Origin of the sequence: Sulfobacillus sp. hq2, from assembly GCF_002903155.1 — a bacterium.
Classification (GTDB): Bacteria; Bacillota; Sulfobacillia; order Sulfobacillales; family Sulfobacillaceae; genus Sulfobacillus; species Sulfobacillus thermotolerans.
The window spans coordinates 12,741-30,745 of the sequence record NZ_NWUL01000028.1; the positions used below are offsets into that span (position 1 = coordinate 12,741).

At 52.0% G+C, this 18,005-nt stretch carries 20 protein-coding genes; 8 read left to right on the forward strand and 12 right to left on the reverse strand.

The features are described 5' to 3' along the window. Window positions 1–219 precede the first annotated feature (219 nt). From CO251_RS04440 to CO251_RS04485, 11 genes are all read right to left on the reverse strand, one after another. On the reverse strand, window positions 220–1,170 hold the full coding sequence (locus CO251_RS04440; RefSeq protein WP_103374604.1) for an IS3 family transposase: 951 nt from the start codon (window positions 1,168–1,170) through the stop codon (window positions 220–222). Continuing rightward, window positions 1,167–1,436, reverse strand: a complete 270-nt coding sequence (locus CO251_RS04445) for a transposase (RefSeq protein ID WP_173677068.1) — start codon at window positions 1,434–1,436, stop codon at window positions 1,167–1,169. The genes CO251_RS04440 and CO251_RS04445 overlap by 4 nt, the downstream gene beginning before the upstream one ends. 34 nt (window positions 1,437–1,470) lie before the next feature. Then, window positions 1,471–1,890: an NADPH-dependent FMN reductase gene (locus tag CO251_RS04450; RefSeq protein WP_103374606.1), complete on the reverse strand. Its 420-nt coding sequence runs from the start codon at window positions 1,888–1,890 to the stop codon at window positions 1,471–1,473. Further along, complete coding sequence (locus CO251_RS04455) at window positions 1,887–3,110, reverse strand: MFS transporter (RefSeq protein WP_103374607.1); 1,224 nt, start codon at window positions 3,108–3,110, stop codon at window positions 1,887–1,889. The genes CO251_RS04450 and CO251_RS04455 overlap by 4 nt, the downstream gene beginning before the upstream one ends. 159 nt (window positions 3,111–3,269) lie before the next feature. Continuing rightward, window positions 3,270–3,551: a hypothetical protein gene (locus CO251_RS04460; RefSeq protein WP_103374608.1), complete on the reverse strand. Its 282-nt coding sequence runs from the start codon at window positions 3,549–3,551 to the stop codon at window positions 3,270–3,272. A 196-nt stretch (window positions 3,552–3,747) separates the two neighbouring features. Continuing rightward, a complete protein-coding gene (locus CO251_RS04465) occupies window positions 3,748–4,098 on the reverse strand; it encodes a hypothetical protein (protein ID WP_103374609.1) in 351 nt (116 codons plus the stop codon). A 287-nt stretch (window positions 4,099–4,385) separates the two neighbouring features. Beyond that, the gene (locus CO251_RS04470; protein ID WP_103374610.1) at window positions 4,386–4,664 is read right to left on the reverse strand and encodes a hypothetical protein; all 279 of its coding nucleotides are present in this window, start codon (window positions 4,662–4,664) and stop codon (window positions 4,386–4,388) included. Between the two features lie 197 nt (window positions 4,665–4,861). Beyond that, window positions 4,862–6,094 (reverse strand): MFS transporter, encoded by a 1,233-nt coding sequence (locus CO251_RS04475; protein ID WP_158246177.1) that lies wholly within the window; start codon window positions 6,092–6,094, stop codon window positions 4,862–4,864. A 42-nt stretch (window positions 6,095–6,136) separates the two neighbouring features. After that, window positions 6,137–6,469: an SUMF1/EgtB/PvdO family nonheme iron enzyme gene (locus tag CO251_RS18020; RefSeq protein WP_146038983.1), complete on the reverse strand. Its 333-nt coding sequence runs from the start codon at window positions 6,467–6,469 to the stop codon at window positions 6,137–6,139. 761 nt (window positions 6,470–7,230) lie between these two features. After that, window positions 7,231–8,415, reverse strand: a complete 1,185-nt coding sequence (locus tag CO251_RS04480) for a hypothetical protein (protein ID WP_103374612.1) — start codon at window positions 8,413–8,415, stop codon at window positions 7,231–7,233. A gap of 793 nt (window positions 8,416–9,208) precedes the next feature. After that, window positions 9,209–9,514, reverse strand: coding sequence for a metal-sulfur cluster assembly factor (locus tag CO251_RS04485; RefSeq protein WP_103374613.1), 306 nt, complete (start codon window positions 9,512–9,514; stop codon window positions 9,209–9,211). A 267-nt stretch (window positions 9,515–9,781) separates the two neighbouring features. Here CO251_RS04485 and CO251_RS04490 point away from each other — a divergent pair, with 267 nt between their 5' ends. The 5 genes from CO251_RS04490 to CO251_RS04515 all read left to right on the forward strand — a co-directional run bounded on the left by CO251_RS04490 (window position 9,782) and on the right by CO251_RS04515 (window position 14,128). Further along, the gene (locus CO251_RS04490; RefSeq protein WP_103374614.1) at window positions 9,782–10,108 is read left to right on the forward strand and encodes a cupin; all 327 of its coding nucleotides are present in this window, start codon (window positions 9,782–9,784) and stop codon (window positions 10,106–10,108) included. Window positions 10,109–10,501: 393 nt separating this feature from the next. Then, window positions 10,502–11,830, forward strand: coding sequence for a hypothetical protein (locus CO251_RS04500; RefSeq protein ID WP_103374615.1), 1,329 nt, complete (start codon window positions 10,502–10,504; stop codon window positions 11,828–11,830). 616 nt (window positions 11,831–12,446) lie between these two features. Then, window positions 12,447–12,680, forward strand: a complete 234-nt coding sequence (locus CO251_RS04505; RefSeq protein ID WP_103374616.1) for a DUF2249 domain-containing protein — start codon at window positions 12,447–12,449, stop codon at window positions 12,678–12,680. A gap of 393 nt (window positions 12,681–13,073) precedes the next feature. After that, window positions 13,074–13,295, forward strand: a complete 222-nt coding sequence (locus tag CO251_RS04510; protein WP_103374617.1) for a DUF2249 domain-containing protein — start codon at window positions 13,074–13,076, stop codon at window positions 13,293–13,295. A gap of 650 nt (window positions 13,296–13,945) precedes the next feature. Next, a complete protein-coding gene (locus CO251_RS04515; protein WP_103374618.1) occupies window positions 13,946–14,128 on the forward strand; it encodes a hypothetical protein in 183 nt (60 codons plus the stop codon). A 251-nt stretch (window positions 14,129–14,379) separates the two neighbouring features. Here CO251_RS04515 and CO251_RS04520 read toward each other — a convergent pair whose 3' ends face one another. Further along, a complete protein-coding gene (locus tag CO251_RS04520; RefSeq protein ID WP_158246179.1) occupies window positions 14,380–14,934 on the reverse strand; it encodes a cyclodeaminase/cyclohydrolase family protein in 555 nt (184 codons plus the stop codon). Between the two features lie 549 nt (window positions 14,935–15,483). Between CO251_RS04520 and CO251_RS04525 the strand changes: the two genes are divergently transcribed. The 3 genes from CO251_RS04525 (at window position 15,484) to CO251_RS04535 (ending at window position 17,812) form a co-directional block, all read left to right on the forward strand. After that, window positions 15,484–15,990: a DUF2249 domain-containing protein gene (locus CO251_RS04525; protein WP_242968313.1), complete on the forward strand. Its 507-nt coding sequence runs from the start codon at window positions 15,484–15,486 to the stop codon at window positions 15,988–15,990. 11 nt (window positions 15,991–16,001) lie between these two features. Further along, on the forward strand, window positions 16,002–17,282 hold the full coding sequence (locus CO251_RS04530) for a hypothetical protein (protein WP_146038985.1): 1,281 nt from the start codon (window positions 16,002–16,004) through the stop codon (window positions 17,280–17,282). Window positions 17,283–17,437: 155 nt separating this feature from the next. Further along, a complete protein-coding gene (locus CO251_RS04535; RefSeq protein ID WP_103374622.1) occupies window positions 17,438–17,812 on the forward strand; it encodes a DUF488 domain-containing protein in 375 nt (124 codons plus the stop codon). Window positions 17,813–18,005: the final 193 nt, after the last annotated feature.

The window sequence follows — 18,005 nt, forward strand, 5'->3', positions numbered from 1 at the left end:
CGATCCATGGATCTGACAGATCGGATAGAGGACTGGGGCTGGCACCTCAGCGCGGAAGCCTTAGCCCGATCGATTCCGCCCCCCAAATTTGGACATTTGCGATCTCTTTCACGCGGATACGCATTGGGACATCCTATCAGCCCTACGGGCTGGGACTGGGGGACAGGGGCCAGGGCGTCACCTCGCCCCTGTCCCCCAGTGCAAAAGTCGCTAGCTTTTCTACACTTTGACGGGCATCCAGGTCGCTTGCCCTCCCGCGACTCGTTGTCGCATCGTCGCCGGGGACCAAAATTCTAGGCTCCCATGCAGCCGATCTTGGTTATAAAAGGCAATCCATCGTGTTATCGCCGCATAGGCCTCGCCATATGTGGCAAATTCTTGAGTGAGACACTCGCGCTCCAACTGAGCATGCCACGACTCAATAAAGGCGTTTTTATTCGGCGTGGCCACCGGAATGCGTTCATGTTCCAGACCATAGGTGGCACAAGCCGTTTCGAATGCCTCGGCGATAAACTGGGGGCCATTGTCGGTCCGCAGAACGGGAGGCGTCTGCCATTCCGATTGACGCTGGATCACCGCGTGTTTTAGGGTTCGCACAACATCCGTCGCCTGACAATGGAGTCCCATGTGGTAGGCAATAATCATGCGGTCACACACATCGATAATGGCTTGGAGATATAAAAACCGATCCTCACCCGCAATATACACATAGGTAATGTCCGTTTGCCAGAGCTGATTGGGAGCCGTAATGATGCGGTTCCGCGCCAGCCGGCGCGGATGCCGGATGCGGCGTTTTCGCTGAGGCCATAATAAGCGCCACTGTCGAAGGAGGCGATACACCTTTTTGAAACTAATCTGTAGATGATAGCGTCGTCGCAAGACCCATGTGATTTTATGATACCCATAGGCCGCATTTTCCGTCGTCAGAATATCGGTAATCCAGTCCATAATCTGGCCATCGGCGATTTTCTGGCCATTTTGTGTGACGCTGTATCCTCGCGGAGGTCGACCCGGCGCCTGATGGCGCCGATCCGGTTCCCGATGGCGTTGGCGATGACGCCACGCATAAAAGGTAGCCCGTGAAAGGCGAACCGTCGCACACCATCGGCGAAGGGGCACCTGAGGAGCGCGGTGATGCCAATCCATCACGTGTTCACACAATTCTGTCACGGACGGATCCCCCTTTTTTGCAGCAGATCTTGAAGCATAGCAATCTGCAGATCTTTTTCCCCAAGTAATTTTTTTAACCGTTCATTTTCGTCTACTAGACTCATGAGATCGTGGGGATGGTGGGCCGCCTTCACCGCCTCACGCACCCAGCGACGCACCATGGATGGACTCAGCTGATGACGACGAGCGACTAATGTCGCATTTTGCGTGTCTTGAGCTTCTTGAACAATCTGTTGCTTGAATTCCGGTGAATAGGTTTGACTCATCGTGCACACTCTCTCCTCTGAACTGATCATGATCCTACCAGGAGAGATCGCGATTGTCTCGTCTTCTTAAGGGGCTTAAAAGGTCGGCGGCTTGCGTGCTCATAATACCTCCGCTATGTGTCACAAGGCCGATTGGCTTTTGCTCAAAATAGTCATAATTCAAGGTGTCGAGAGCATTTTTCAGGCGTGCGGAATACGAATTATGATAATTGGGCGATCCCCAAACGAACGCGTGGGCTTGCATAGCTTCCCGCACAAATCGTTGTGTTTGCGGATGAGTGATGGCATCCGGAGCCCGATGAAAATCCGCCAAAGCCTCCGGTAACGGGTCGCTTGCCAAGTCCCACGTCACGGTGTTCCCTCCCAACCGCCCCAATTCGGCAGCCACCGCGTCGAGAAGGGAGCGGGTATGGGATGGGAACCGCGCACTGCCCGACAACAGCAACACTTTCATTCTACGTGCCCCCTTTTCGGTGAGTGGATTACAGCATGTCTAGACCATAACATCCAAAAGGTGAGGGCCGACAGGCCGGCTAACGTCGCGCACAACCACAATACCCGGTCGAGCGACAAGACTTCGAGGAAGCCCCCTATAAGTAAATAAGATACCCCATCGGATAAGTTGCCGATGGTGGAGCGAATGGCCATCACTTTGCCCATCAACGGAGGGGGCGTCGCCATTTGCAGCGCCGTGGTCAGAGGAGGCCCGCTCATCGGCATCCCGATGCCCTGCACGATCAGCGCGCCGATGAGCAAAGGCAGACTCTCGAGGTCTAAAGCGAGGGCCAACAAGGCCAAGCCTCCCGCGCGAACGGCATAGCCGCCGAAGATCCATGGGGGTACTCGACTCCCCGGCCGCGTGCCCCATAAAAAGGACATCCCCACTTCTGCGGCGGCCATCAACCCTATCGCAAACCCGTAAGAGACGTTGTGGTTCAGCTGCATGGCGCTCAATATCTTCGGCAACGCGATTTTTATCACCCCAGCCTCTGCCATAATGGCCGTGGCAAAGGCGGCGACAAGGTACGGCAGGGCAGACCCGTGCGAGAAGACCACGCCAAGCCCCTGCTGTAAATCGTTTAACGGTGTAGCGCCAAGGGTTGGCCGCGACTCGGGCACACGGAGGAGATAGACCGCCAGTGCCGATCCCAATAACGTAGTGACGGGGATCCAGAAGAGATCGGGCACAGCATGAGTCCACAGCAGCATGACACTCCCCAACGCGGGCAGGATGATACTCCCCACGCTTTCGAGGCCATTGAGCGAAAGATTCAGCTGACTCAATGACACATCGTCCGCAACCAAATCCGGCGTGATTCCCTTACGGGCGGGGAAATAAAAGGCGCGGGCGGTCGTCGATACGACCAAGAGTCCTATGAGGACGGGAACCGTCAAGCAATGGAAGGCCGCCAATAAGGGAATGAAGGCCAGCACCGTGGCCCGGGCCAGGTCGCACCCCATCATCAGGCGGCGTTTATCAACACGGTCTGCAACCACGCCCCCCACTAGGCCAAAGAGCAGGTAGGGAATCGACGCCGAAAAGAGGATGAGTCCCGACTGGACGCTACTGCGGCCGAGATCGACGGCAAGCAGCGCAGTGGCCATGGAACTGACCACGTCTGACCCATAGGCCAAAGTGTCTGTGAAAACATATAGGACCACATTCTTAGTCATCGGGGTTGGGCCTCCTTAGAATGCGCTCCATCCCACATCTGACGCTAGCGCTCTCGCTAGAGTACCAGGCCGAAGAGGGGGTGGGGGGGAACCCAACGGTGTAAGAAGACTCCGCCGTTGAGCGTATATCGTTCCAATTTTATCATTCGGTTAACTCCTTTACGGGACCAAAGCGATTGGTATTAGGGGGCCTTCTCGAACAATGCGAAGAGCTTGCTGAAGGTCTACGGCGCGGTCGTCGGGCGACATATGGTAAAATGCCGCGCGGTCTGTGTCACGTAATAATTGAGTCACCGAGGTGTGTGCTGACAGGTCAAAGGGAACCCAGTGCTGGGTAAACCACGTGGTTGTCTCCTGTTCGTAGTGGTCTAACTCGTGTAGCCATTCCCCAATTATTTGCTTCAGAAAAATTGGAGGCGCAGCGGTGACACACCCCCACATAAAAATCGTGTGTCTCCCAGGTCCCCCATGTTCTGGGTTAGACCATAAGAAATACCACGGCTACGCATCATTGCAACTAGAGAAGAAAATGGAGCACTAGCGGCAAAAGCTAACTCGCGCAGACCGATCATCGATAACGTGTCTATCGCGACCTCATTACCAACGACCGCCGCATGAATAAACCTTGATCCTGGTCCTATCCTAACCTTTTTTGTGGATTGAACTTTAGATTAGTATCTTTGCGCGGATGCCATACATCTAAAAATTGACGAACTTGCAGTGTTGGGGTGACCCGGTCGATTAATACCGTGGCTCCAACCCACTTGAGTTTAGGTTTTATGGCTTTTGATGTCGGAGTGAGCGTCTGGATGCTCGCCTCTTTAATGAGGTCATCAAGGGATAACGCCCGCCCAATTTGATCGGGTAATAAAGAAACTTCGATAGTGTCCAGGTTTTTAGCAAATCGGACGATCGCGTTCTCTAAATCCGATGCGTGAGGACTACTTACATGGAGCAACCAATGCCAGCCATTGTAACGGAATCCCATAACGGATAGCCCCATGGACCGAAGAACCGATTCAACTAGTAATCTGGCAGATCCAATATACCGCGGATCGCGGGATGCGAGAATATTAAGTGCGTTTATCCTAATCTTGGCATAAGGCATTTGTGCGAGGGGAGATGTCACGTAATTAATGTAGCAATCCCTATCGCCGTTGTAGTAAGTCTTATGGCAAGGCAGGAATTCCCATTACGATACCGATATGGATACCAAGTCATTCCCAACCGTTCAGAAGCCTTTCTGTATAAGGGAAAAACCAGGGTTCGGAACGATTACGAGAGTGCCTGACTTCCACAAACCGGTAAAAGGCGGATAGCGTGGCCAATATGCGGTTGAGCGTCGCCGGGGCTTTGGGGCCCCACCCTTGGTGATCCGCGAACACCATGAAGCGGGGGATCCCGCAGATACATCACTACGGTATTGGGGGAGGCTTGTTTGGTGCCACAGAGAAAGTTGGCGAATATGAAAATTTCCGGGATAATGCGCATGTCCGCATCCACAACAACGGGATACTGGTCCCCATTATCCGCTAAGGCCGTTTCTAACCGCATGGAATGCCCCCACGGAGTGACAGATTTGTTTTTATTTATTTGGGTATCCGGATTCCTTGATTGGTCCGCGGCCCATCCCTGTCCGGCAATATGGAAGCGTTTTGTGTTGAGCGAGTCATTGCCGGAACTTGGATGCTGGTCGCATATGGGAGCAAACGATAATCGTCGGCCAGTTGATCTGGCCATCGACACTGTAACTACCGAGACATGTTTGCAGTCGGTAAACGGGCCCATGGCGCACGGAGCGACACCACGACCAGTCCAAGGAGCACCGTGGCGGCTCCCCCCATTGCAATCGTCGCTCCGGCACCGGCCGCGCTGACAACCAGTCCGCCAATGAGTTGTCCGACCGGAAGTCCCGCGCTGGTCACCGACTGTATCGTGCCAAAGACCGTACCGCGCATATGATCGGGAATCAATCGCTGTTGCCACGTCGCAGCCACAATGTTGTAGGGCGCGTACGTGATCCCCCCGCAAAACATCATGGCCATCGCCTGCCAAGGATGATTTGTCAGACCCACCAGGCCGCTGAAAAGGCCCCAGCCGACGATTACCCCCGTGATGACAAAACGCAGATTCCACTGTGGCCGAAGCCGCTCCCACACCAACGTCCCCAGCAACGACCCGACCGCGAAGCTACTCCAGATTAGCCCTAACGTAGAGGCTCCTGCATGAAAGACCCGCAATACCATCACCGGTAGTGCTGGCTCTAAGGGACCGTAGGTGATGTTAAAGAACAGCGTGACCACGCCAATGATCAAGAGCACCTGGCTGTTCCGAAGAAACTGCCAGGGATTTATCCGTGGAGACCTATCAGCTGAAAACCGGTCATCCTGCACCGCATGGTATTTCCCCGCTGGAATCGCCAGCAAGGATCCGACATACGCTACATAGCAACCAGCAGTGATCATCAACGTCCCTGGTGCCCCGAGGAACGCCACCAATATCCCGCCCAGTGCGGGCCCAAGTAAGTACACCATGCTGCTGCGTAATTGAGATAGTCCGTTGGCAGGCTCTAAATCTTCATCGGGAACAATGTTCGGTAAGAGGACGCCACGTCCTATCATGGATAGCGGTGACAACGCCGCGGCGGCCCCCACCACGGCGAGCAACATCGGAAAGGTTAGGACATGCATCCACGTCATCACGGGCACGGACGCATAGAGAATCATTTGCCCCGTGTTGTCGAGGATCATTAATGCCCGGCGTGGGAGGCGATCGATGAGGTAACCGATAAACGGGCTGGTAGCCATGCGCGCAACGGAAATGACCGCCAATACGAAAGCGACGCGAATGGAGGACCCGGTAGTCTTGAGCACAAACCAGGCGAGTGCAATGGTGACGAACTGTAAGGCCAACTGCACAAGGGTCGACCCACCCCAATAGATAACGAAGACGCGATTGGCGATCAGCCGCCGATAGGCATTCACGATGTCTTCTCCTTAGCCAGGACTGGTTAATAAGCTCGAAACTTATTCAGACTCCACGACGCAGCGGAATCCAACGTCTAGCGAGCGATGCAACAGAAAGCGCCGTCCAGTGAACCGAGGATGCAGGAGTTCACCCACACTCGTCCATGCCCCACCTTTCATGGCGATCCACGCCGTCCAGTCCCATATAATACTGTTAGAGTCTAGATGACGATACATTGGTACGACATCTTCGCCATCAAGAAACCGACTCCGTGTCAGCTCCCACACGTTGCCTATGAGCCCTCGGACACCCTCTTTGGTGACAGGATTCACGGGATCTGAAACGGGAACCGTCGTAGTTAAAGGATAACTGTTCGTTAGGGAGCAGTGCATATGAAAAAGATCGGGATTGTGGGAATAATGATCGTCGCGATACTCTCAGGCGGTGGGTCTAAGCCCACGTGGATCGGGATTTAGAGTGGTGCAGGACACCCTACAACGTATTTCATTGTGGAAAATGTAACGGTTCCGGCCAAAGATATTGGTCGAGAATACCGCGTGCTCAACATAACCAATCACGCAGCTCCAGAGACATCCAACCGCTTACCGTCAGGCACAAGAATATATACGGTTCGAGGGAAAAATCTGTCTAAAGAGTTCGCGGTCGAGATTGGTCCGGGCAAATTTCTTAAAGCAACCTATTCGGGAACAAATAAACCTTAACAACCGGACGCTAAGTACCGTTCCTACCGCACATCTACCGCTATTTACCAAAAATTCGGTTCCAAAAAAGGTATTACAACCCGGTATGTCGAACTTACAGCAGGTGAGGCTGCCAGACTTTCGTCTATGCCTATGGTCAGGTAGATCCTCGCTAGACGTGGGATTACAACTCGGGTCGGACTGTGTATTGTCTAGCAGCCGAAGCCCCACGGGCACCAACACAGTCGGTTAATCCAGAATATTCATAGGATATCTGTCGACATGGACAGCGCTGCTTAATTCCGACAATATTCACGCAGCCACGTCATTAATATTCGCGGCATCCGTGGCCGGTGCATGAGAACGTGTTGAATCAAACGTTTACCGCGGATCGCGTGTGAGAGGTCGGGGGCGAGACGCCCCCTCCTGCTCGATTGATATTCCCTCCGATCTTAGTCTGGTAGAGCGTTGGCTACATCCCAATCAACCGTATCAGACTCATAATATTGCCATATATTGGGGAGAATTCCGCCAAATGCTTGTGGACCAACATAGGGGCTGGGACATGGCGCATAGGGTTGCGGAATGAAGTGCGAGGGACAAGCGGGGGCCGCGGCGTAGGAAAATTCGGCGGTCCAGGTCACCGTGCCACATGGAAGCATCATTGATGCGGTAATCTCTTGCCAAAAACACGGAGAAGAATAAACTCCGGGCTCGTGGCCACGTTGCTTAATTTGCGCTAAGAAACCGAGAATCACGGCTTGGTTTAAGCTAGTATTAGTGGACCAACTGCCGGGTTCTACATCGGTAAAGATGGTGCGACGATTAATTTCTGGAAACTGCGCTAGCGCAGACACGGCAGCATTGGCTTGCTGCATGCCCCATTGGTAGGCTTCCTCTTGCGAACTGGCGCCTACACAGCCGTTGTAGAATGCCGGCCCCAACAAAAACCACTCTCCATACACCGCGCCTTTATTGTTCAACGCTGCTTGAGCTGCTAGAGTCGAGAAATTGCCGAAAACGGTGTACCCACACGTTGTTGATGTTCCAGCGTTCAGTCCGCCCCCCATTTGCCCAATGTAAAACGTCATGCCGCACGCGTTAATCGGGGGAAATTGATTGGTCCCGAGGTCGGCACCATAATAAAGTCCGGTAGGCGGCAGCGGCGTCATGAGGGAGCAGACGCAAGAAATATTCGAGGATCCACCGCAGATATACATCGGACTAATCGCGGGGGGCGGGGTAATTCCTGAAGGTAGGCTGGCATGCACGGCGAAATAGGTGAAGCAAGTCGCCAATTCCAAGGTTTGATACGCTTGGTTACCACTGGCATTGACGTACCAATTTGCACCTGGTAACGTGTCGCGTGGCGCTGGGGCAATGTCAAAAGGCGTAGTGCCTTGGGGTTCTTGATCAGGGTTAGGCCAGCCGCAAGGATTATAATAGAGAGCGTTATTGGCTGGCCCTCCCACGGCAATTACGAGGTATTCTCCACTTGACGTATAGATCCATGCGTCAAAAAAATTTCCTGTGACTTGACACGCAGGAATACCTGACACCGCGGCAGCCGCTAGGGCAATGGAAAAATCATTATCATCTGCGGCATAGAGAATAATTTGGTGGGATGAAAGCGCCATGTGAACATCCGACTCCTTCCTTTTTTACCAATGTTTTCCTCTACACCGTATGCAAGTTGCGCTCAAGTGGACCTATTTGGAAGAAAGTCCAGATTTGAAGACCTATGCACTAAGGATTTGCAAGATCAGATTGTCCATATTGAGGTGGTCGATTAATCAGGGATTCCATGACATGACCGCATCCGTAAGGCGTGCGCTAAGGTCATGAAGAATGTTATTGAGCGACATGAACGAGAACGTTGATGCGGATTATGGGCTAGCCAGTGGAGTTCGTGTTCTCATGATTTCATCGCTTCAGACAGTGTCGCTTTCGTATAGCACTGCATACAGGAAGAGCTGATGGCTCTATGATGTGCCAAGATTCAATGATGGCGTTATCGTAATAAATTCCCTTGTAACCGATGTAAGCGGTCACCGTAGTGGCCTATGGCTCCCTCTGTCCGAGTAATGGAGGACACCAGCGGGTGGCCAATTCACATTAGCGCCTTTCAGCGTCTCTTTGCCATTTGGTTAATTACTATATTTTTTGTCCTTGCTGGAGGTCAAGATGGCGCACATCGTGGTCGAGGTTGGTGCGGCTTTTAGCATTTTTTCCGTAGGTGAGATGCTGATATCACCAGCGGAATATACGCTTTCGGAAAGCATTACGGATGGGACGTTTTGTGGGCACGACAACCACTGTGGCACAAGCCTTTCGGGCCGTGTTGGTGGGATAAACCGCTGTTCCACCGGAGGATGTTTAATGAGCTCAGCATTCCTGTTGGGGTGACGGCGGTCATTTCTTCTCCTTATGCTAAGCCAAGCCGAAGTACCGCTTGGCGTCATCGGACATCATAGCCGGATCCCATGCGGGAGACCAAACCACCGTTACGTGGGCATCCTTCACTCCATCGATGTCGAGTAATCGGTGCTGTGTGCCTTCCTGAATGTAATTGCTGGCCGGGCATCCCGGAGTCGTCATAGTCATGACCACGTCAACTTGGCCATTTTGAATAGTAATGCCGTAGATAAGTCCTAAATCAACAATATTGTACCCCAGTTCAGGGTCGATAACATCTCTCAGAGCGTCTGTAACCATTTCTTCCGTTAACTCTGGCATAATCGAAAGACTCCTTCCGGTGTTGTTCTTTTAACCTTGCCCACGTTTATTATCTCTTAGCCCAACCGGATTCAGTGTGATCTAGATCACGCTTAACCGCGTGTTGGCATTTTAGGAATGCGTTACAGAAGGAGTTGCACGATAGAAACCAACTGTGATGATGGTCACACTGGACTGTGGGTCTATCAGCTACGCTAGACATGAACGTGATAGGGTTTGGATGGATTCGGGCAGGGTGGTAGCCATTTCCGTCGGGGAGGTGTACTGATGATCAGGAGCATTGACGATCGCGACCTATATGATAGGGGCCATGTGGTCGTGAAGCATATCTATGATGAAGACCACGCAGCTATTGTATGGTTTGGATTTACGCAGGGCCAAATGCTAAAGGGCCATGTCACAACCAGTATTGCCATCATCGAAGTATTGAGAGGACGTATTCACCTAAACGCGGCAAACCAACAAATATTGATGCGTGGTCAGATGGTGAAGCTCCCACCGAATGAACATCATGCTATAACCGCATTGGAAGAGTCGCTAGTCCCACCCGTTTTGATTCCGCATCCACGGTATCACAGCTTAGCAAACGTCTAGGCACGGATAACCGCATGAAGGGGAGCATTCTAAGGAGAGATGATCATGGCTCATGTGTCATTACCCGCCGATGTGTTGCGGTAAAAGACCAAAGTTGCGTTGAAGTGTATCCGGTGGATTGCATTGATCCGAGTTCCGAGTTGGATGGCCGAGAAGCCTACGACGCCGCACCTCAGCTTTATATTGATCGCGGGTGTGTATTGACTACGGGGCATGCGTCTGACGTATGACCGGCGGAAGCAATATTTTATCTCGATGATATGCCAGACGAGTATCGAGAGGATATCGAGGCGAATCGGCAATTTTACTTAACTTGGACGCCAAAATAAGGCCTCAGAGGACTTGAGAAGCGTGTATCCCTTTAGCGTAGAGTGATTGGAAAGGAGAAAGGCAGTGCGTGGCGTACGATTATCTCGTTGGAGTATGACTTACTTTACCGTGGCTGTGATCTGTTTGATCTTGGCGCAAGGGGTATGGGCTTCGGGTGATGCCCAACCTCTTCAAAATATCGGGTCGGCTTGGGTGTTGGTGAGTGTGCACCTTACGACAATCGGATTTTTAACCATTCTGATGATAGGCGCGTTGCATCAATTTGTGCCGGTGTTGACGGAAACCGAACTAGTGAGCCAGACGTGGTCTGGGATTACACTGGCGTTTCTCACACTAGGACTGGTAGGGATGGTGGCAGGATTTCTCGCGATACCCGGTCAAGTACCGGGAGGGGTATTGCCGAACCTTCCATGGCTCTTGCCGAGTGGCGGCACATTGGTGGTATTAGGTGTCATCGTCGCTCTTTTGAACTTAGGCCTCACCCTAAAGCGGGCGTGGCCGTGGACACTGCCAGCATGGCTCGTGGCAACGGGCTTGGGGTATCTTCTGCTTACGGTGTTAGCGGGGTTAACGTTTGCGGTGTCATTTGCGGATCCGAAATTATTTCCCGCTTCATGGCTAGTGGTTATGGGAGGACGCGGCCTTGCGGCCCATGTCATCGGCGGCGTCGGAGGTTGGCTTACGCTTACAGCAATGGGCGTATCCTATAAACTCCTATCCATGTTCACTCTTTCCAACGAGCACCGCGGTGCGGCGGGTTGGATCGGGTATATCGCAACAGCATTAGGCATTTTAGGGGTATGGTGGGGACGCTGGATGGGTGCCAATCAATGGCCTACTGTTGCTTGGATTGTCATGTTGATGGGACTCTCATTTTATCTTTGGGATATGCGCGTGCTGTATCAACAACGTAAGCGGCGCCAGTTGGAACTCAATAGTCGTTATGTAACGATCGCGTTGACCTATTTAGGTGTCGTAATCATTGCAGCTACTGTTGTGCAGGTCAGCGGCTCGTTAAGGCGTATTGACATCGCGCTGACGTATTTGGCTCTTTATGGATGGTTGGGGGGCCTAGCACTCACGCAACTGTATAAAATTATTCCTTTTCTAACATGGCTCAATCATTACGGAACCCACATGGGGAAAGGACGGGTCCCTCGAGTACAGGACTTAGTTAATGAACGGCGTGACCGCTATGGATATGTCATTTACTTTATGGCGGTATTATTGGGCAGTGTGTGGTTGGCAGTTGGATGGTTTAATGGGTTTAGAGTGGTCGCCGCCATAACTTGTCTTGCATCTCTTGATATCGCTCGCGCCTTATATCATGCCGCCCACCCCAAGATGGAAACTGGAAACGACGCTCAAAGTCCGATACCACAACGGCGATGACTATAAATTCTGCGGTCGAGATGATAATCGGGACATAGGAGGGCAATGGATGGCTTACGTGGTGCGACTGCCGAGTAAATCAAATAAGTGAGCTTATTATCACAGAGCTCAACGAGTCACAAGGAGATGCGCGGGTCCATGAAGCAGATAGGGATGATTGGACGATCGCGGGGCGTTGGTTGTCAGACCAGGGCGTAAGCACGCGGCCCACGAGGCGAAGGGTCACCAACTTTTACACAAGCAAGATGCAGACCTAGCTTCGAATTTGGTAGCCCGAGCCTATCTTTGGCGACGTCGATATGATTGACCGTTACAGCGATTTACAGGTGTAACCCACCGACGCGCCGTGTGGGCTCACTCATCGCATTGGCGAGACGCGATGGTCATGCAACAATTTGCACCAATGAGCACCCTTTAGGTTTGGGAAAAGGGTGCTCATTGGTGCATTCCTCGAAAATTAAGCTGTGGCTGCAGAGATCTACTAGCAGGGTTTCATCGATAAGTTACCTTGGTCTAGAAAAATGGCTCGGACTGTGACCGTTATCACATCAAGTCGTCACAAAGGCTAATAAAATGTTTGATGATACAAGATTAACATTATATAGGAGGGAATATAATGCTTGAACCCGTCATCATTATTAATGCACCACTTTTGCCGCCGCCCGTTAGACATCAAACAATTCTCGCAGCGTTCGATGCCCTGCCGCAAGGATTTTCCGCGTTGTTGATTAATGACCACGATCCCAAGCCACTGCTTTATCAGTTGGAAGCGGAGCAACCAGGAGCTTTCGAAGCGGATTATCAGGAATCAGGGCCAATACGGTTCTCGATTCTCTTAACTCGAAAGTAAAATATTTGAGGCTAGCCTGGTCGATTATGGTCGATCGACTTATCAATCGACGCGTATCCTCCATTCATGGCGGTTGGGACTTGAGATTTGCCATTCATGAGGGCGTGTATCATTGTGACCAATCTCGTACGTATTTCACATTTAGCATGGTCGAGTACAAATAGCCCTTGCAACCGTGGCCAGATCACTGCTAGATGGGCATATGCGACGCGGTTCTTTGTCTCCGCGCGCTTCTCGGATTTGTGAGGGAGGGCCTGCAGAGGCGATACAGGCTTGTCGCGTAATTGAAGGGGCATCCTTAATGGAATGTAGTGGCAACGTGTCCAACCATTTTTAATTCGGACAATGGGTGGCTTGTTACGACGTTGACTATTCACACTGTAGGAGGGTGAGATGAAAGAATTGGATGTACGGCCGATGCTGAACGCCGGTGTTGACCCTTTTGATGACATTATGGCGTTTGTGGCAGAATTGCGGGCGGGCGAAGGCTTTCGGCTTTGGGCGACTTTTCGACCGAACCCGTTGTTAAATGTACTCGCCCATAGGGGTTACGAGGGGCAAGCTAGGGAGATAAGTGATGGTAATTGGGCCATCGACTTTACGCCGACAACTTGAAGACCTTTGGCCTTTGCCCCTGTCATCATGATTAATTGGTGGTATCAAGAGTAATGAGACGTTAATGGCTGCCGCGATGGACTGAGAAGGTTCCCTTGGTTTTTGCCTATCTGTGGTTATGGTGGTGCCTGATGTGGTTGACGTATATTTTTTTACAGTACGGTCCACGACCAGGCCCGTTAGGACCGAGTAAAGGTTTTTACCATAAACACATTATGGAATTCGTCGTTCAGGTCACCGCCGAACGGTCATAGGTAGCGTGCGGTGAAGGGGAACCACCCATTTTGCCCAATAGTGCACTCCTGACAAAAGGTGCAAAAGCAGGCGGCACGAGTTTTCGTCGACGTATCGATCGACAATCCTCGTAATAATGCGGAAAGTTTGGTGCTTATGGACCTTCCCACACTAAACGAGCATTGCAACGGCGTAAATACGTCCAAGCATCAATGGTCCAAACCATGAAAGTATAATAGATTGACATGGACTGTGGTATTGTGTCCTTTAAAAAGAGTGGCCGAAGACTAAAGACACCCTACTCAACACACCGTCATAAACATCAGGCACTTCATGGCGACGTCCCGAGTCTGCGAACAGGATTCGTAGCGATATGTTAAGTTCATCTAGAGACCAATGGGAAAGGAGTAGACACCGTGGCAATCCAAGTAGGAGACCACGTCACTGATCCTCGGCAACCTACCGGGCGTCGCAATGGGCGTGTGATCCGCATTCGTCGAAATCCGGCCTGTCTCATGCGGGCCGTGGTCGTTAAATGGGATGACACCGGTACTGAAGAAGAACTCGAAGAAATTGAATTCGGTCCACTAGAAGATTAGGAAGGAATTAGATATTCGCTGAGCAACTAAATTCTCTGGTCAAAAGGGGTATTCGGGGTGAGATGGTAGTTTTTCCTGGATGGATCGACAAACCGCATACGTCTTGCTCGACGGACGCTATCGATCGGTTACGACTGCCATCCACCGCGCCGTTCTCGCCTTATATTCCTGATGCCGTCAAAACTTGAGAAAGCTTCTCTCGGCAATGGAATGGGCCAGACCGGTGGTTATTCAGCGCGCGAGCACGGCAACTAAATAGATTCACGGAGGGTGCATTGTTGGACCCATGTATCAATAGAGCAACGCAGCCGCTCTAGCTGATTTTCTTGTTGGGCTACAATATCGGGGATAGCCGATCCCACGGCACCTAAATTAGATTGCATATTGATCCATGCGCTAAATGCCCCAGAGTAATAGAGTTGAGCCGCAACCAATAAGTCGGGCCGCATCACAGGCTTCACACGTGGTAATAAATCACCGACCACATAAGCTCCTTCAATGCACAGCGTAAGAATGGCCGATGATACCGCTAAGGACGCCTTAAGACTTTTTGGCAAGGCTTGCGGGTTGGCACGGTCATTTTGCAACTGGCGGTAGCCTTGCATGTCCCGTTCAGCAAGAATCAGGAATTGTTCAGGGTCATCCAGTGTATCGGGATAGTCGAGCTGTGAAATTGCCGCTATTTTGCTCGTTAAAGCTGTGGCCACGGCAGCAGCCACGGCTCCGGCACTGCCACCAGCCCATGCAGGGCTAGGAAATGCGGTTCGCTGGAGGAATTCCTCGACAGTCCAATCTTTTAATGCCACCAGTTAGGCCCCCCACACTCAAATCCAGTCTTTTCTTTTTTCGTAGTAACGCCCGCCTCAAAGGTTGGTAATGTGATAATGTACGCCAGTGGGTGGGAGGCTCCATTCCCGGCCCTCGGCTCCCTCCGATTAACAATGTTATTGTACTACGAACCAGTGCGTCACAATGTGAGCCTTATCACACTCGGCATGACAAGCCGTTAAGCTGGAATGCGCATCGACTCACCATACATTGCTGGACAAATGCAATCGTGATTCCCGAAAAATGTCAAGATGTGAAGGCGTAAAGGTGGTGGGAAATCAAGGGGTTGTCAAAAGCAACCCTTACAACAGATTTGAGATCGATTACCGCGAGTTGGGCCAGGATGTGGTCTCGTCGTGCGCAGTGAGCTTTGCGCAGTCATCACCTTATCCGGAGATATTCGTGTATTTCAGTGAATGAGGGCCCTTAGTGTTATCCCCTCTGTGATCAATATCACGATAACAGGCAGGGAAAACTCTAAACTAGTCTTAATGGCAGTGCGAAAGTCATAATAAGCAAGGAGGTCCATGATGGAACCTGTGGTGGTGGAAGTGAAAAGCATCCTCAAACAGGGTTTATCCTTGTTTAGTCATATGATGCAGACGGTGAATGCACTCAAACCAGGACAGACGCTCATTGTCAAATCAACTTTTCAGCCCCGTCCTCTTATTTCACAGATGCGGCGACGAGGCTATACAGTCACTCAGGAGAAGATCGGAAGGATGCTAGTGACCACATTTACGGCCGGGCAAGACGTTGGTCAGAACCCATCCCAAGAAGGTCGGTCCTCATCCGAGCCTGTGGTTATTCAAGGTGCTGAGACATTTCTTGATAACCGGGAGTTGGTGCCGCCCGAGCCAATGCAGCGGACACTGGCAAAACTAGAAGAGTTGCCCGACGGATCGGTGCTGGTGATCCACAACGATCGTGTTCCTGTGTTTTTGCTGTCGGAGCTGGATGATCAAGGGTACCCATATGAAACCCAGGCTCTAGACGATGGCTCGGCCATTGTGCGTATTTTAAAGACCCACTAAAGGCGGGCTCGATGATGTTTACTCACCATGCACGACTGACAGTGGGCCGTGTCTATACCGATAGGACAACCGCCTTAGGGGTTCCTTTACTGTTCTGGGGAACCGGAGTCTTGGGAATTCTCGTAGGCCTGTGGCGTTTGGCTCGAGAGAGCAGACGTCTTGTTCACGGTCAGGTAGGGACTGGTTCGGTTATTGCCGTCGTACATCTCTTTACGCTTGCTGGCTTTACGATGGTAATGATGGGGGCGCTGTACCAATTGACGTCGGTGTTGTTGAACTGTGACCCGGTACCCGCTTGGCGCGCTTGGGTCCAATGGGCTTTCTATGTGGCCGGGGTTGCGTGTTTTGTGACGGGCATGGCCGGTAATCACTTTATCTGGATTGTTGCAGGCGGTGTCGGATTGGTCGTCGGTATTGGAGCTTTTCTGGCGAACATGGCGGGACGATTTCGCCGGCGGACGACATGGAACATTACCACCCTCTATGTGACGAGTGGAGAGGTCTATTTAGCTCTGGTGGTTATTTGGGGGGCGCTTTTGGTGTGGGGGTATGTGGGGGGACCGGATATGGATGCCCAGATCCCTGTGCACCTGACCTTGGCCTTGGGGGGATGGTTTGGTTTTATTGTTGCCGGGGCGAGTCTTCGGTTGTGGGCGATGTTTGGCCCAAGACATCGCGAACCACGCTATTGGCTGGTAACATGGCTTAGTGGTAATATTGCCATCTTTGGCTTGATTCTTGGGCATCTCGTGAACAACCGTGTTCTGGTGGGAATCGGATGGGTGGTGCAGATCGGTGCGGTCGGCGGATACATTGCTGATGTCGTGCGTGCTGGGCTTTTTGATCGGAAACTGGTGAAGCAACCCGTCCTATTCACGGCAGTTCCGGCTATGGCCTTTCTCGTGATTTTTGAAGGTATGGGAACAGTGGCGGTGATAACGGGCAACAACTTTTGGTGGATTGGGGCATTACTAGCATACAGTCTAGGCTGGGTGGGCCTGAACTTTATCATGTTTAGTCAGAAACTCATCCCGTTTCTCGTCTGGCTCCATCGCTACGCCCATGTTCACAATCGCGGCAAAATGCCTCGACTCGATGATATTTGGCGACCGTGGTGGGCTTATCCGCTGGGGATTATGGCGACATTGGGTGTAGGCGGAGTGGTGTTGGGCGCTTTGCTCGGAGTAAGCCGCGTGATTAACTGGGGCTCATGGGCCGAGGCACTGGCTTGGATCGGGTGGATCGTTGCTGGTGTCCTTGCGGTAGCAGGCCCTCATCGACGTCCGCAATAAGGGGAAAAGGAAGGGGAAGCAGTCTCAGTCGGATTCCCTGGTCCCGGTCGTGGCAGTTATTCGCATCCGTCGGACGCTGTGGTTTGGAGGTCTTTCTCGCTCAGGAGGCCCGACGCTAGTAAACTTTCTGGTACGAGGATAAGGGAGGGGCGTGTGTGAATTCGATAGGTGTGGCAAGGATTGGAACAGTCGAGGCCGGTAAGGGTCACCGCATCTTAGTAGACCGGTTGTGGCCGCGGGGGATCCGCAAAACCGATGTCCTTTGGGAAACCTGGCTCAAGGATCTTGCGCCGAGTACTCGCCTGCGACAAGGGTACGGGCACAATCCTGCGCGCTATGCGGCTTTTCGGGAACAGTATTGGAAAGAACTGACAGAACTCATAGGATCTCCCGGCTGGGAGACATTACTGACGCTGTGGCAGACGAACCCCATTGTCCTTGTCACGGCGAGCCGCGATGTGGACCACAGTCAGGCACCCATTCTCCGTGACTTCCTTCAAACCATGGGAGATAGATCGAGGGTCGACTGATGAAGAAAAGAATGTTAATCTCAATTAAGATCCCAGCGAATTGAGATACTCTTTTCTAAGAGGCCAATATGATGGTCGATTGGTATTTGGATTGACATAAAACTACCTATCGCTCACATGCTACGCCTAAAGCTCGAATGCTTCGTGGGCGACCTCCTTTGTGATCCGAAGCCCCATAATTCCAAGCAGCGTA